Origin of the sequence: Psychrobacter sp. APC 3279 (assembly GCF_030407795.1) — a bacterium.
GTDB lineage: Bacteria > Pseudomonadota > Gammaproteobacteria > Pseudomonadales > Moraxellaceae > Psychrobacter.
Genome location: NZ_JASDCR010000010.1, coordinates 50509 through 65114, shown reverse-complemented (window position 1 = coordinate 65114; position 14606 = coordinate 50509). Strand labels below are relative to the sequence as shown.

Here is a 14606-nt window from a genome sequence, read left to right as displayed (position 1 = left end):
GCTATTTTTATCAAAACAAGTAGTCAAAGTATTAGACCTTGCGAACTAAGACCGATCCAATAGAGTAACCTGCACCAAATGAGCAAATAACGCCCAAATCACCTGATACTAAGTCATCTTTGTGGCGATGGAATACGATCATAGGACTCGCTGAGCTAGTATTGGCAAATTCAGCAATAACACTCGGTGCAATCGACTTATCGGCATCTTTACCAACCACGGTACGCAGAATCAAATCCAACATATTGGCATTGGCTTGATGCAACCACATCATCTTAACATCAGATGTTGGGATGTCGTTTTCTTGCAAGTGTTCAGTGATAATCTCTGATACTTTTGGACAGACTTCACGGAATACTTTACGACCGTTTTGCAAAAACAGCTTGTCAGTGACCGGTGCTTTGATATCTGGATACATTTCGGTCTGCGCTGCTAGATACTCTGAGCGATCCATAAAGCCATATTCGTTTTTGATGTTGGTCGAAAACTGAGTAAATAGCTTAGAGTTTAGAATCTCGTAACCTTTTGGCGTATCTAATTCTTCAACGATAGAAGCAGTCGCTACATCGCCGAAGATAAAGTGGCTGTCACGGTTACGCCAGTTTAGATGCGCTGAGGTAATCTCAACGTTGACCACAGCAATACGTTTGGCCAAACCAGAGATGATAGAACCATGTGCTTGTGACAGACCAAAAGTCGCCGCACTACACGCAACGTTCATATCATAAGCAAAGCCGCCAATCATACCAATTTCGTTCTGGATTTCGATAGCAACCGCAGGATAAGTACGCTGGAAGTTTGAGCAAGCAAGGATGATGCCGTCTAAGTCATTGGCCTCAAGTCCAGCATCAGCCAAAGCGTCTCTAAGTGCTGCTGCACCCATTTCAGCCATGACCGACAGCTCTTCGCCCAAGTTGCGGTAAGGAATAACTGGCGCCATGATTTCAGTATTTAAGATACCTTCTTTTTCCATCACATAACGTGATTTGATACCAGATACTTTTTCGATGAAGGCAGCTGAAGAAGGCTCAAGTGCCGTCACTGTCTCTGCAGCTATCTCTTCAGCATGTTCGGTATTATAGTTTTCAACATACTGGTTAAATGACTCAACTAGCTCTTCGTTACTAATGCTGTAAGGTGGGATATAAAGACCAGTGCCTGTGATACAAGTCGTCATGATAAGCTTCCTTGTCTACTACTGTGGTGCTTGGAATAAGCATAAAAGTGGAAAAATAATAGCCATTCAAATTCAGTGAATAACTGTAAACTTAAAATCAGTGTGTTTATTATGCCTGAATATTATAATTTTTCTAATACTTTGTTACAAATAATCTGTTTCTTGCCATAAATTAGCAAAGACTACCGTCCTTTTTCGATAGCTACGTTATAATTAGCATCATTTATTCTGTACTATTCATCGAACTATTTTAATAATTCAGAATATTGATACGCGCTCATATTTAGGAATACTAATGGCAGAACTTCTCAACTGGTTATTTGGTCAATACGCTGACTATTCTACAATATTCATCATTCTTGAACTGATTGCCGTTGTCTTTGGCGTAGCAAGTGTCTTACTCGCCAGCAAAACCAATATCCTAGTCTTCCCTATTGGTCTGGTCAGCACTGCTATATTTGTGTACCTACTGTGGAAGTGGCAGCTGTTTGGCGATATGTTCATCAATGCTTACTATACCGTGATGAGCTTGTATGGCTGGATTAACTGGTCAAAGAACAAGAAAAACCAGTCTGTTGAGCATAAGCAGTCAGATGCCAATAATGTCCGTATTGAACATTTACATGCAGGTGACATCCCTATACTTTCTGCTTTGGCAGCAGGAACGATAGCTTTTGTAGGCTTGGTTTATTATTTCCGTCCAGTGATTAATAATGGCTTTAGTTTCGATGGTACGGTACTTGGGATCCATCTATTTACTTGGGTCGATTATATCGACATGCTTACCACGGCTTTGTTTTTGATGGCAATGTGGCTCATGGCACGACGCAAAATCGAGCATTGGATACTCTGGATCATCGCTGATGCGATATCGGTACCGCTATACTTTTATAAAGGTTTTACTTTTACCGCGCTACAATATGTAGTTTTCACTCTTATCGCAATCTGGGCATACTATGAATGGCAACGACGCTACCGTGTACAACCTCGAGCAGCATACGCCTAAATCTGTCATCAACGTCGCGGTTTTAGGGGCAGAAAGTACGGGTAAGACGACCTTATGTCGTGATTTGGCCGCGCATTTTGATACTCCTTGGGTGTCAGAATATATGCGTACCTACTTACAGGCAAAATGGGACGACGAGCAGCTGACTTGTACGTGGGAGGACCTGCTCCCTATCGCACAGGGGCAAATTACACTAGAAAATACCCTAGCCAAACAGATCGCTCAGACGTCTGATGCCAGTGATTATTTGTTTTGTGATACCAGTTTGTTTGAGCTAATGGTTTATTCTTATTGGTATTATGACGATTGCCCTACGGCCCTTGAGCAATCAGCGTTGGCCCATCACTATGACTTGATATTATTGACGGATGTTGATACGCCATGGGTCGCCGATGACCTGCGAGACAGTCCACACCAACGCGATGAGATAAGTGCTTATTTCGCCAATCAATTGAGCAAGCACCAAAAACCTTTTCAACGCATTAGTGGCGATAGAAAAGCGCGCGTTCAACAAGTAGTAGCGCAGCTCGCTAATATAGATAAAATATCGCCTGAATAAAGCTAAATAGCTATACCCAAAAACTTATTCATATTTGTGTTTTTAAGACTTTCTTGTCTTTAACACTTTTTTGTATTTGAAACCTAAGAGATACCCATGCTAAAGAAGTTTGAGCTTTACTTAGAAAAAACCATATTTAATAGCCGCTGGATATTGGCACCTTTTTATCTAGGGTTGGTGTTAGGCATTATTTTATTATTTATTAAGTTTGTCCAAAAACTATGGCACATGTTCGCTGACATTCTGACGGCCTCTGAAGCCAGTGTGATTGTAGATATATTGGTATTGGTTGATATCTCTCTAGTTGCCAGTTTATTGCTTATCATTATATTCAGTGGCTATGAAATTTTTGTCTCAAAAATCGATACTGGCACTCATGATGATCGTCCTAGCTGGATGGGCAAAGTGGACTTTTCTGGTCTAAAGCTCAAAGTCATCGGAGCAATCGTCGCTATCTCAGCGATTGATCTGCTAAAGTCCTTTATGGATATATCTAGCGGAATGAGTGAACTTAATGCTGACAAACTCATGTGGAAGGTTATTATTCATATGACCTTTGTATTGTCTGGCTTGTTATTCGCTATTATGGATAAAGTCGTTGGCGACACGAAAAAGCATTAAAAACATTAATAATCGAAAAATAATTATCCGAAAATATCGACTTTCGCCCTTTCACTGTTTTTCCATATTTCCTGCACATCTTCTCGTTATACCCTCTCTATGATGTCTTTTAAAGCCACGGTCTGCTATCTCGGCAGCTGTGGATTAAAGACACTTAGGAGGCAACAACATGCAAAAAACATTATTGACTAAGTTATCCATCATTATAGGACTTTGTATTGTCTTTTCAATCGGACTCACTATGATTAGCGATATCATATACGAGAGGCAATACTACGCAGAATCAGTGATAAAAGAAATCACACAGCAGCATGTCAATCCACAAGAAGTCATTAATCCATTTATCGCTATTCCCATGACAGTCACACCGGCATGTCAGTCAAATGCATCTGATACACCAAATATAAAGAGCAAATGCGAACCGTCGTACTCGAAGATTGAGACGATATTTGCCTCTCAGACGCAAGCTGCACAAGACCTAAAAGTGAACACAGACACTTATAAACGCGGTATTTATAGCGCTACTAGCTATGATGGTCAGCTGACATTCGATCAGAGTTATACCTTTGCTGAGACTTTAGAAAATTTAGATCAGATTGGCAATACAATCGACAATGATACAGATAAGACACAGCTAGCCAAAACCATTACCCACTGGAATAAAGCAAAATTGATCATTCCCGTGTCTGACTTACGCGGTGTCGCTACCTTGCCTACTGTCACAATCAATCAAAAATCAATTGCAGCAAACTATCCGCAGATACCAATGATAGAGAACTTAACCTATGTCGAAGTAGATATTCCTAAAGACGTATTGGAGCAATTAAGCAATCTTACTAGCCAGCAGAATGAAGATAGCTTGGCTACCACAGGCTCAATAGATACAGCTCTAAATAAATCAGAGGTGAGTAGCCAATTATCCAGCCCTAAAGACAATCAAGCGCTTCATATCGTGATCGACTTACCTTTAGCTGGCATTAGTAATGTAACAACTGTACCAACTGGGCAGAACTTTACTTTATCTATGCACAGTGACTGGCAGACACCAAACTTCATCGGCAAAGCACTACCAAATACCAAGAGCATTACCGCTGCAGGATTCAATGCCAGTTGGCAAAATCAGTATCTAACCGTTGCAAATAATCAATACCTCTCTCAATGTCTCAGCGCACCTAACCAGCAATGTACAATCATAAGTGAATCAACGCTCAATATCGATAGTCATTCGTACAATCCTGATTCGCTTGAGGCATCAAGAGGTCTGACGACAGACAGTGCAGCAGTAGCTGGTAGTAATCAAAGTGTTCTGCTAAACAGCTTTGGCGTTAGTTTTGCAAGCCCCAACGATGTCTATCTACAAACTGAACGAGCCATGAAGTACGCTTTGCTATTAATGTTGGTATCGTTTGGTACTTTCTTTTTATTTGAAGTGCTCAAATCAAGTCGTATCCACCCTATTCAGTATCTGCTCGTCGGCTGCGCACTATTTGTCTTTTATGTCTTATTACTGCCGCTTGCAGAACAAATCGCATTTTGGCAAGCCTATATGGTAGCGGCCAGTGCTTGTGTTGGGCTTATTGGCTGGTATAGCTACTATGTATTTGGCGGTTTGAAACGGGCAGTAATCTTTACCACGACGCTTGCTGGGCTATACGCTGCGTTTTTCGGTATTTTAAGTACAGAAGATCTCAATCTATTATTAGGTGCGATATTCTGCTTTGTGATACTTGCCTGCGTGATGGTGATGACTCGCAAACTTGACTGGTATAAAGTGACATAAATGATGAGAGCCATGCACTGTATAAAGCAAGTCAAACAAACTGTCAGTAAATGAAAGGTTTTTATCTAATAATTTGAAAAAACTTGGCTGCCTTAGCTTATCAACTGAGCTAAGGCAGCCAAGTAGTAATATTATTTGACGATATGATTGTTTAACGCTTTAGCCCAGTTATTGCAATTATCCTCGCAGCGCGGGCAACACTGATTGGGATCAGAGATTTCATCAACATAACCGCAATACATACAAGCATAGTAAACCCCTGCTTCTACTTGCTCGACCGGTCGATATTGCTTGGGGAAAAGCGGCATACCGTAGTCTGTTTTTTCAGAGGTGTGCAACAAGATACTAAAATTGCCATCAGCTTCGAGCAAACCGACACGAACTTGGCCTAAATGCTCAACCCCTTGTTGGCGCATTTCAGCAAAAAACTCATCATGTGACATTTCCCCCTGTTTAATCTTATCAAGCACCAGCATGCCATCTTCTACAATATACATTGAGCGCCCCTCTAGCAGGTCCTCAAAAGGCTGGAACTTCATCATCGCCCAAGTACAGAGCCTATAAAGTGAAATGACCGTACCCATGATTAATACCGCTTGGATAATCGGCAGGTCTTCGGTGAACATAGGGTCACCTGCAATAGAGCCCAATGATAAAATAATGGTTAGCTCGAAAATAGAGAGCTGACGGACGCCGCGCTTACCAGTGAATCGCAAAAATGTGATAATTAATACAAACATTACAGTGACACGTATTAAAATTTCTACGGCAAACAACCAAGTTGTGTCATAAATAAAAATACTTGCCCAATTCATACTATCTTTTCCTATTTATTTATCTGATTTATTGTGTTTAATGAATGTTGTTCTAATAGTTCATTTGATGCGACGCACATCATCCCTATTTTTAGACCTTATCGTCAATATAACTATCGTTATTCTGATTTAAAAGAGACTTTTTGCCATAAGTACGACAAAATATCCTGTCCTGTGAGACAGCTATAGATTAGATTGATAATTTATCAATCTATTATCTTTGCTAAGAAATAAGCGTTCGTTATAACAGCGTATCTCAAGACCTAAAATTAAAATCCTATGCTTGCCTGTTTTGTGCCATTTATTCATTGTAGGAATTACTTTTGAAAGTCACTATTTATACCATTATTGCGTTAATCGCCTTTGCCGCAAACTCCTTGTTTTGCCGAATGGCATTGGCGGAAGGCTACATCGATGCTTGGAGTTTTACAATCATTAGGCTAGTGAGTGCGACGGCCTGTCTAGGCCTTATCATGGCTATACATGCTTACAGACTGCGACGCCAAACGCCCAATCATGACAACTCTACTATCCACGCTATATTAAATGATAAAGGCAGTTGGTTGAGTAGTCTCAGCTTGGTGATTTATGCGCTGTGCTTTTCAATTGCGTATGTAGAGCTAGATACTGGCACTGGGGCATTGATTTTGTTTTCAGCGGTTCAGCTGACGATGATTGGCTGGGGTATTTATAAAAAAGAACAGCTCAGCGCGCTACAATGGTTGGCGTTTGCTGTTGCAGTGGCAGGGTTCGTGTATTTGATGCTGCCATCAGCTGCCATACCATCACCATTGGCGACAGCGTTAATGGCTATGAGCGGCATAGCTTGGGGAATATACAGTATACGAGGCAAATCATGTGTCTCACCGCTTCGAGCGACAGGGTTTAACTTTGTGCGTAGCTTAGTCGCTGTGCCTATACTATTACTGGTAGGTATGACGTATCTAGATGACTTGGGTTTTAAAAATATCAATTTGGAAGGTATTACGACTGAAGGTGTACTACTCGCCTGTGCATCAGGAGCGATCGCCTCAGGGTTGGGCTATAGTATCTGGTATACAGCAATGCCACTATTGAAAAACACACAAGCCGCTATCGTTCAGCTATGTGTCCCTGTGATTGCTGCGTTGCTAGGTGTGGTATTCTTATCTGAACAGTTGACTATGCCATTTATAGTTGCAAGCGCCGTCATTTTGGGCGCGGTCTTGGTGTTTACCTTAAATAAAAAAGTACCGGTATAAAATAAGGCTATTGATAACCTATCATCAGCTAAGTTGCTCAAAAAGGTTCAAGCTAATGTCTCTACTAGACAATATAAAACGCCCCGACTTTTATAAATCGGGACGTTTTATATTCGAGTTATTATTTTAATATTGTTAGTCTACGGTCACTAGTCTTTAAACAACAGTCACTTCTAGACGAGTATCGACATTGCCGCGAGTAGCATTAGAATACGGGCACACCTGATGCGTGGCTTCTATTAACTGCTGCGCCTGCGCTTCATCAATACCTGATACTTCTACAGACAACTCTATCTCTAAGTTGTAGCTACCGTCAGCTTTCATACCAATACCCACTTGCGCAGAGGTCTTTGAAGCGGTAACAGGCAACTTCATGTGCTGTGCAGTCATGCTCAAAGCGCTATCAAAACAAGCCGCGTAACCCATGGCAAAAAGCTGTTCTGGGTTCACGCCTTCTTTATCTTGCTCTTGAAAAGATACCAAATCAAATCCTAACGAACCATCGTCTAATCCAGTATGGCCAGAACGTCCACCAGTAGCGGTTGCGCGCGTTTTATAAAATATTTTCATGAGTAATCATTCCTTGTTTCATATTATTAGAGGTCGTACTTACGCTGTTGCGATGAAATTATTATAGAATCTTCTACACTGATACGTTAGAACAAACCTCTATAACTCTTGCCTAATCCTACAAATATTTATACTATCAGGCAATTCTATAAAATAAGCACTCGTGATGAATCAAACGACTATTGACCAACTTTTAGCAGTACTGCCTAGAAATAAAACCATCGAATCTGCTGTTTCAGGTTTGTTCTTTTATTGCGCGGACAAACCAAGCAAAGCCGTAAGTTATATTCAAGAGCCAAGTATTTGTATTGTTCTACAAGGAGAACGAGAGATTTATTTGGGTACTGACTGTCAAAGGTTTAACAATAGTAACTTGATGTTCTGTCCAGTTAATATACCGCTAAGTATGCATATCAAGCACGCTTCGATAAAGAACCCTGTCATTGTTTTATCGATGAAATTAGATTTAGCCATGATTAGAGATGTATTAGCGCAGATACCGACCACACACTCAATGGCAGGCAGCCATTTAGGGATAAAGTGGCACCTAGATGACACCATAATGGATGCGTTTGATCGATTGATACGCTTGCTTGATTATCCAAACGATATTGATTTTCTGTCTTCTTTAATTCAACAAGAAATATACTATCGCCTACTCTTGGCTGAGCAAGGCAACAAACTTAAGCAATTGGTCGTCAGCGGTAGCCATACACACCGCATTGCTCAAGCGACTGACTGGATAAAGGCACATCTAGATGAACCTATCATGGTTGAGAGCTTAGCTAGTAGATGCGGCATGAGTGTCTCAGGGTTTCATCAGCATTTTAAAGAAATAACCCAGCTGAGTCCGCTACAGTATCAAAAAAGCTTACGTTTAATGGAAGCTAGGCGATTAATTAAGGTGCATGGAGCGCAAATATCACAAATAGCGATGCAAGTAGGCTACGAAAGCCCTAGTCAGTTTAGCCGAGAATATAAGCGGTTTTTTGGTCTAAGCCCAAGTAATGAGTTGTAGTTATAACCTTATCGTTTAATAGAATGAATAATTTTGCTTAGGCTATTTTCTACTATACCTATGAAACTCTTCCCCAAAAAACATCATTTTTAAATTGAATGATTCATGGAGTATTTTAAATAAATAGAAAAATTGGTTGACGTGACTATATATTCGTATTATAACATATACTATATATTTAAAATAATGAATGTATAGGAGCAGCTTTACTCTGCGTACGATCGATGTAAAGCGATCAATAGAAAGCTTAGGGAGGAGATAACATGATTCGTTTAAGCTACACTCTCAAATGCTGGGCACTTGGCATCACTTTTTTTACAGTATTCTACTTTATGGTAGTCATGAGTGACCCTGGCTTTAGTAAGTACATTTACATGTTAGCTTTTAGCACCTTGCTATTCCCTATTGCTAAGCGTGCCGTCGATGTCATGACCGATTTTTTCGCACCAGATATTGAATTGTTCAATGGATTGCTACCATCACTTTTAATCAACATTGTGATTTGGATGCTTACTCCATTTATCGTCGCATTAACTGTGATTGCTTATGTACTTTATAGCATGGGTGTACTGACAGAAAAGATTAGCCATTGAATACCAATCATTAAGTACCAATCATTAAATACTAGTCATTAGATACCAGTCGCTAACTATCAGACATTAAGTCTCAATAGCTCATAGAGAAGATGGTTTGCAAACTATCTTCTCTAACTATGTATATAGCTACTAAAACGACTAATAGATTTAACTTACAACGGCTAGTTGCTAACTTTTTTGCCAACAAACTGTACTACAGCGCTAAGCCCTTGATGCCGCTTTCCTTCTGATACCATACGCAACTTCTCTACACCAATCACTTCGTTCAGCCCTACAAGCTCATTTTGAAAGTTCTCTAAAGCGCCAAAACGCTCCCTTTGACTGGCTAGTGGGCCACCGACTGCCTCTGTTTCAAGCTGTCGTTCTGTATAAGCCTCGACGATAAATACTCCCTCTGGCTTGAGAGCAGTGCCAACTTGTGCATGTACATATTGACGTACCGTTTCAGGCACGTGTGCCCAGATAGAAACTATGGCATCCCATTTATCCTGACCAAAGTTGTAATCTGCTAAATCAGCTACTTGGGTGGTAATAGCTACCCCTTTCTCTTTGGCCAACTTGTTCGCTTTGTTTAACCCTACTTCGGACATATCCATCGCAGTTACAGTGAAGCCTTGCTCAGCTAAGAATACTGCATTCCTACCCTCGCCCTCTGCTAGACAAAGTACGTGTCCACTTACAGGTATCTGCTCAAATGTCTCTCTCAAAAAATCATTAGGTTCGGTGCCAAATGCGAACTCTGTGCCACTATAGCGTTCATCCCACATTTTAATAATCCTTTTATTTGAGATTGATATCCAATTTAGTAGGTAACATATGGCATTTAAAACGCTTAGTTATAGAGCTCATATCTTGAAATTGATGTGGGCTCTATAATATAACGTACCATACAAACCTAAAACTTAGCCTAACTCACCTTATCCCACATCTTGCTTAGACGCTTGGGCGATACTGCCATACGAGTTTTCATAGGCTGGGCAAACAATTGAATACGGTACTCTTCCACCATCCAGCGATACTCACTGATGGCTTCTTTGTCCGCACGTCCTGCTAGCCGCTCCATATGCAAGTCAAGCGCATAAACACCATCAAGGTCGGCGTCGAGATTGTGCTCCAGACGCTCTAGTCGAATCTGTAGCGCTTCAAGATAGCGTGGGTATTGTTGCCAATGGCTATAGTCCATCCGATAAACAAAATCTGCCAAATGTAAGTCTTCTAACTGATCTTCGATATCATCGATAGACTCACCAAATATTTCACGATCTAACATCAGCAACCCTTGGCGAATACGCTGCCAACGAGTGTAGACATTCTTAAGCGTTTTGATAACGCTTTGACCAGTTAATAAGAAGTTATTCACCACCACTTCAAGAGTCTGGGCATACTCCTTAGAGGTAAACGGTAGCTCTTCGCTCAATCCAACTGCGATGTCATCGGCGCTTTCTGGTAAATTTTCAGCATGATCAAATAAGACGTAGTGCTCTTCGAGAGCCGCGTCTAACGCAGCATCTATAACAATCGTTTTGAGTTTATCCATGTCGCCAAGTGGCGCAAATGCCAGTTTAAATATACTATCGATTTGGCTCGTTAACTGCTTTTTCTTTGCACCAAGTTTGCCTTTGATTAAAGTCAGCACCCCGATACGATGTGCTTGAAGTGCTGCATTGACATCAGTATATTGATGAATCGATACCGCTTCTCCCGCTTCATCAGCGACGAGCGCCGCAAACTGTTTCATTACCACGCCTGCGCTATGATGATTTTTGCTAAAAGCAAAATGCTCAGGAAACTCAGTATGCACGCCTTGCTGTTCATTTACCGCTTGACTGGTCTCAGATGCATGACGAATCTGTAGGGTTTGCAGATCACGGCCTTTTTCGATGATACGGTTTTTCTCATCGACCACGCAGATTTGTGGCTGCAAATAACGATCAATCGTAGATGGATTGAAGTTCTCTGGCGTCACCGACATAATACCGCGACGATGCAACGCCTGACACAGCTGCTTCAGTAATCCTTGCCCACCCTTTGGCTGCAATTCATCAAACAAACTGTCTGCAGTATTGGGTATCGGTACGATTTGGCGACGTATCTCTTTTGGTAGCGACTTGAGCAGCTGCAATACCAGTTCATAGCGCCAACCGGGCACGCCCCACAGTAGCTCAATCGCATCGAGCTGCGGTAATGCGGCAAGCGGCACACGTATGGTCACACCATCATCATCGCTGGCGGGATCAAAAATATAACGCAGCGGCAGCTTTAGATCGCCCAGCTTCCACACTTCTGGAAAGTCCCCTGTGGTCGGCGCCTGGCTATTAAGTACATCTTTATCAGTGAAGAATAGATGCTTGGCATCATGCTTTTCGACTTCTGCACGCCAATCCTCAAACGCTTTACGACTGGCAACGTGCTCAGGGATTTTCTTATCATAGAACTGATAGAGCGTCTCTTCATCTACCAACAAATCGCGGCGGCGCAGCTTGTCTTCGATACGCTCAACATGAGCAATCTTGTCCATGTTATGTTGCAAAAATGGTGCATTGCGACCAAAGTTACCAGTCACCAAGCCATCACGGATAAATATCTCTCGTGACTCGACCAGATTGACTTGCTCATAATTGGTCAGCTGCTTACTAATAATAATCAGCCCAAACAGACTGATCTGTGCGTAGGCTTTAACGCGTCCTGTTTTTTTGGACCAATGTGGCTCAAAGTAATGATATTTCAGCAAATCACCTGCCGCTGAAATAATCCATTCTGGTTCGATTTTGGCAACAGTACGCATAAAGACTTGTGAAGTCTCCACCATTTCAAACGCCATCACCCAAGGTGGTATTTGTTTAAACACCGTACTGGCTGGGAATATCTTGGCCTTTTGCTGACGCGCCGCTAAATACTCACCGCGGCTTTCAGTCTTGTGCGCGATGATAGACAATAAACCCGTCAATAACGCTCTATGCAGATTGGCATATTTGACCGCTTTTAGCTCTTCGTCTTCGATCGCTGTTGGATCATTGACAGCCACATTTTTATCAGCAGCTTTTGACTCATTGACATCAGTTAACTTCAGTTCAGTAACCATCTGTACCAATTGACGGTGTGTCTGATGCCACTCACGTACACGCGGGAAGCTTAAATAGTTTTTCTTAGCAAACTGCTTACGCTGATTACCAGACAGTTTATTGCCGTCTTCATCTTTTTCAAACAGCGCCTTCCATAGACTCAGATAAAACAAAAAGTCAGAGTCGTCTTGACGGAAGACCGCATGCTTTTGATCCGCTTGCGTGCGTTTATTGGCAGGACGCTCGCGTGGATCCTGTACAGCAAGCGCTGCCACAACGATCAGCATTTCGCGAATACAATCAAAATCAGAACCAGCCACCAGCATACGTGCTAGCCTTGGATCGATTGGCATACGTGCCATTTTCTGACCAGTTGCTGTCAAACGCAGATGATCAAGCCCTTTTCTCGCTTTTGGCTTGTTGGTTTTGTCCTGAGCAGCAATGTCTTTCTTAGAAGTAATAGCGCCCAACTCATCTAGCAATTTATGACCATCAGTAACCAATCGGCTATCAGGCGGCTCAATGAACTCAAAGTCATCCACACTACCCAGACGTAGGTTGGCCATTTGCAAGATTACTGACGCTAAATTGGTACGTAAAATCTCAGGCTCAGTAAACTCAGGGCGGCCACTAAAATCTTCTTCACTATAAAGACGAATACAAACACCTGGAGCAACACGGCCACAGCGACCTTTACGCTGATTGGCCGCTGCTTGGGAAATTGCTTCAATCGGTAAACGCTGTACGCGCGAGCGATACGAGTAACGCGAAATCCGCGCAAAACCCAAGTCGATCACATAGCGAATACCCGGCACGGTCAAGGCAGTCTCAGCAACGTTGGTCGCGATAACAATACGGCGACCTCGACCCGATGGCTGAAAGATACGCTGCTGCTCTTCATAAGTCTGCCGTGCAAATAATGGCAGTACTTCGGTATGGCGCGGGCCATGACGCTCAAGCACTTCCTGCGTCTCACGAATCTCCGCTTCAGTCGCAGCAAATATCAAAATATCAGCTTGATCGGCGTGACCTTTACTCTGCGCATCGCTAAAGCACTCTTCGACAGCGGCAACCACAGCACGCGGCAGGTTCTCTTCAAAATCATCGTAGCTGTCGTCTTCCGAGCTATTTACTGGTTCATCTGTCAACGGACGATAACGGACTTCTACTGGAAAGCTACGCCCTTCTACATTAAAAATAGGCGCAGGAACTTGCCGTTTGAACTTATTGTCATAACGACTGAAGTATTCACTAAAGCGCTTAGTATCAAGGGTCGCCGACGTAATAATAACTTTTAAATCTGGACGCTTGGGCAGCATCTTTTTGAGATAACCCATAATAAAATCGATGTTTAAACTACGCTCATGCGCCTCATCGATAATAATCGTATCGTACTTACTCAAAAACCGATCATGACCTAGTTCAGCGAGTAAGATACCATCTGTCATGAGCTTTACAACAGATTGCGCTGTCCCTTGCTCATTAAAGCGAATCTTAAAACTGACGGTATTACCTAATGGCTCACCCAGCTCTTCTGCGATACGGTTTGCCACACTACGAGCAGCCAATCGTCTCGGCTGTGTATGCCCTATCTGCCCTGTGATACCACGCCCTGCCAGCATCGCAAGCTTAGGCAGCTGCGTCGTTTTACCAGAACCCGTCTCACCAGCGACAATAATGACTTGATTATCGATAATCGCTTGTACTAAGTCTTCTGCGCGCTGGCTAACAGGCAGATCTAAATTTAGCTTGGTAGGTAAATCACTTGGAATACTATCGATACGTGCCTGCACAGCTTCTTGAGAACGCGTTTTGATTTTTTCGTACTGAGCACGTTTCTTGGCGATTACATCATCTGAATTATTCTTTTGCTCAGAATCATGATCAGATTTTTTATTTTTAGATACAGCAGCACGTGCCAGTTCTCGCTCAAGACGGCTTAAGTAATAGCTATCCTTTGCAAGTACTGGTAGATCCGCCAGTGGTACTGCTGGCTTCTTAGTATCTTGAGTTTCATTTACAGTAGATGTATCTGGATCGCTGTTTTTAGGAATATTGGGCTTAGAAGTATTGGGCATATTTGCTTAGGCTATTTATTATGTAGAAGTGGTTAGATTATGGGGGTAATTGGGGTATGATTCAAGTTAGTCGAGTCCTGATT

12 protein-coding genes are annotated in these 14606 nt (G+C 42.2%); 7 read left to right on the top strand and 5 right to left on the bottom strand.

What is annotated here, in order from left to right:
- Nucleotides 1-31 precede the first annotated feature (31 nt).
- Complete coding sequence (locus QL898_RS06935; protein WP_057760302.1) at nucleotides 32-1177, bottom strand: beta-ketoacyl-ACP synthase III; 1146 nt, start codon at nucleotides 1175-1177, stop codon at nucleotides 32-34.
- 295 nt (nucleotides 1178-1472) lie between these two features.
- Between QL898_RS06935 and pnuC the strand changes: the two genes are divergently transcribed.
- The 4 genes from pnuC (at nucleotide 1473) to creD (ending at nucleotide 5143) form a co-directional block, all read left to right on the top strand.
- A complete protein-coding gene (pnuC, locus tag QL898_RS06930; RefSeq protein ID WP_290176281.1) occupies nucleotides 1473-2183 on the top strand; it encodes a nicotinamide riboside transporter PnuC in 711 nt (236 codons plus the stop codon).
- Nucleotides 2155-2742 carry an ATP-binding protein gene (locus QL898_RS06925; RefSeq protein ID WP_265089173.1) on the top strand — a complete coding sequence of 196 codons (588 nt, stop codon included), beginning with the start codon at nucleotides 2155-2157 and terminating at the stop codon, nucleotides 2740-2742. The genes pnuC and QL898_RS06925 overlap by 29 nt, the downstream gene beginning before the upstream one ends.
- A 96-nt stretch (nucleotides 2743-2838) precedes the next feature.
- The gene (locus QL898_RS06920; protein WP_290176280.1) at nucleotides 2839-3363 is read left to right on the top strand and encodes a TIGR00645 family protein; all 525 of its coding nucleotides are present in this window, start codon (nucleotides 2839-2841) and stop codon (nucleotides 3361-3363) included.
- A 169-nt stretch (nucleotides 3364-3532) separates the two neighbouring features.
- Nucleotides 3533-5143 carry a cell envelope integrity protein CreD gene (creD, locus tag QL898_RS06915; protein WP_290176279.1) on the top strand — a complete coding sequence of 537 codons (1611 nt, stop codon included), beginning with the start codon at nucleotides 3533-3535 and terminating at the stop codon, nucleotides 5141-5143.
- A gap of 131 nt (nucleotides 5144-5274) precedes the next feature.
- Here the strand turns inward: creD and QL898_RS06910 are convergent, their stop codons facing one another.
- Nucleotides 5275-5958 (bottom strand): YetF domain-containing protein, encoded by a 684-nt coding sequence (locus QL898_RS06910; protein ID WP_290176278.1) that lies wholly within the window; start codon nucleotides 5956-5958, stop codon nucleotides 5275-5277.
- A 323-nt stretch (nucleotides 5959-6281) separates the two neighbouring features.
- Here QL898_RS06910 and QL898_RS06905 point away from each other — a divergent pair, with 323 nt between their 5' ends.
- Nucleotides 6282-7199, top strand: coding sequence for an EamA family transporter (locus QL898_RS06905; protein ID WP_290176277.1), 918 nt, complete (start codon nucleotides 6282-6284; stop codon nucleotides 7197-7199).
- Between the two features lie 156 nt (nucleotides 7200-7355).
- Here QL898_RS06905 and QL898_RS06900 read toward each other — a convergent pair whose 3' ends face one another.
- On the bottom strand, nucleotides 7356-7769 hold the full coding sequence (locus QL898_RS06900) for an organic hydroperoxide resistance protein (RefSeq protein ID WP_160021698.1): 414 nt from the start codon (nucleotides 7767-7769) through the stop codon (nucleotides 7356-7358).
- 166 nt (nucleotides 7770-7935) lie between these two features.
- Here QL898_RS06900 and QL898_RS06895 point away from each other — a divergent pair, with 166 nt between their 5' ends.
- Both QL898_RS06895 and QL898_RS06890 read left to right on the top strand, forming a co-directional pair.
- Nucleotides 7936-8787, top strand: coding sequence for an AraC family transcriptional regulator (locus tag QL898_RS06895; RefSeq protein ID WP_290176276.1), 852 nt, complete (start codon nucleotides 7936-7938; stop codon nucleotides 8785-8787).
- 263 nt (nucleotides 8788-9050) lie between these two features.
- Nucleotides 9051-9380 (top strand): hypothetical protein, encoded by a 330-nt coding sequence (locus QL898_RS06890; protein ID WP_102091713.1) that lies wholly within the window; start codon nucleotides 9051-9053, stop codon nucleotides 9378-9380.
- 164 nt (nucleotides 9381-9544) lie between these two features.
- On the opposite strand, the gene QL898_RS06885 is transcribed toward QL898_RS06890, so the two are convergent.
- Together QL898_RS06885 and hrpA are read right to left on the bottom strand one after the other, a co-directional pair.
- Nucleotides 9545-10150 (bottom strand): class I SAM-dependent methyltransferase, encoded by a 606-nt coding sequence (locus QL898_RS06885; protein WP_290176275.1) that lies wholly within the window; start codon nucleotides 10148-10150, stop codon nucleotides 9545-9547.
- 140 nt (nucleotides 10151-10290) lie between these two features.
- Entirely contained in the window at nucleotides 10291-14523 is a 4233-nt protein-coding gene (gene hrpA, locus QL898_RS06880; RefSeq protein WP_290176274.1) for an ATP-dependent RNA helicase HrpA, read from the bottom strand.
- Between the last annotated feature and the right edge of the window lie 83 nt (nucleotides 14524-14606).

Bases quoted from the DNA above. Each gene is read 5' to 3' on its own strand.
- QL898_RS06935 (WP_057760302.1), bottom strand. From the start codon at position 1,177: ATGACGACTTGTATCACAGGCACTGGTCTTTATATCCCACCTTACAGC.
- pnuC (WP_290176281.1), top strand. From the start codon at position 1,473: ATGGCAGAACTTCTCAACTGGTTATTTGGTCAATACGCTGACTATTCT.
- QL898_RS06920 (WP_290176280.1), top strand. From the start codon at position 2,839: ATGCTAAAGAAGTTTGAGCTTTACTTAGAAAAAACCATATTTAATAGC.
- creD (WP_290176279.1), top strand. From the start codon at position 3,533: ATGCAAAAAACATTATTGACTAAGTTATCCATCATTATAGGACTTTGT.
- QL898_RS06910 (WP_290176278.1), bottom strand. From the start codon at position 5,958: ATGAATTGGGCAAGTATTTTTATTTATGACACAACTTGGTTGTTTGCC.
- QL898_RS06900 (WP_160021698.1), bottom strand. From the start codon at position 7,769: ATGAAAATATTTTATAAAACGCGCGCAACCGCTACTGGTGGACGTTCT.
- QL898_RS06895 (WP_290176276.1), top strand. From the start codon at position 7,936: ATGAATCAAACGACTATTGACCAACTTTTAGCAGTACTGCCTAGAAAT.
- QL898_RS06890 (WP_102091713.1), top strand. From the start codon at position 9,051: ATGATTCGTTTAAGCTACACTCTCAAATGCTGGGCACTTGGCATCACT.
- QL898_RS06885 (WP_290176275.1), bottom strand. From the start codon at position 10,150: ATGTGGGATGAACGCTATAGTGGCACAGAGTTCGCATTTGGCACCGAA.
- hrpA (WP_290176274.1), bottom strand. From the start codon at position 14,523: ATGCCCAATACTTCTAAGCCCAATATTCCTAAAAACAGCGATCCAGAT.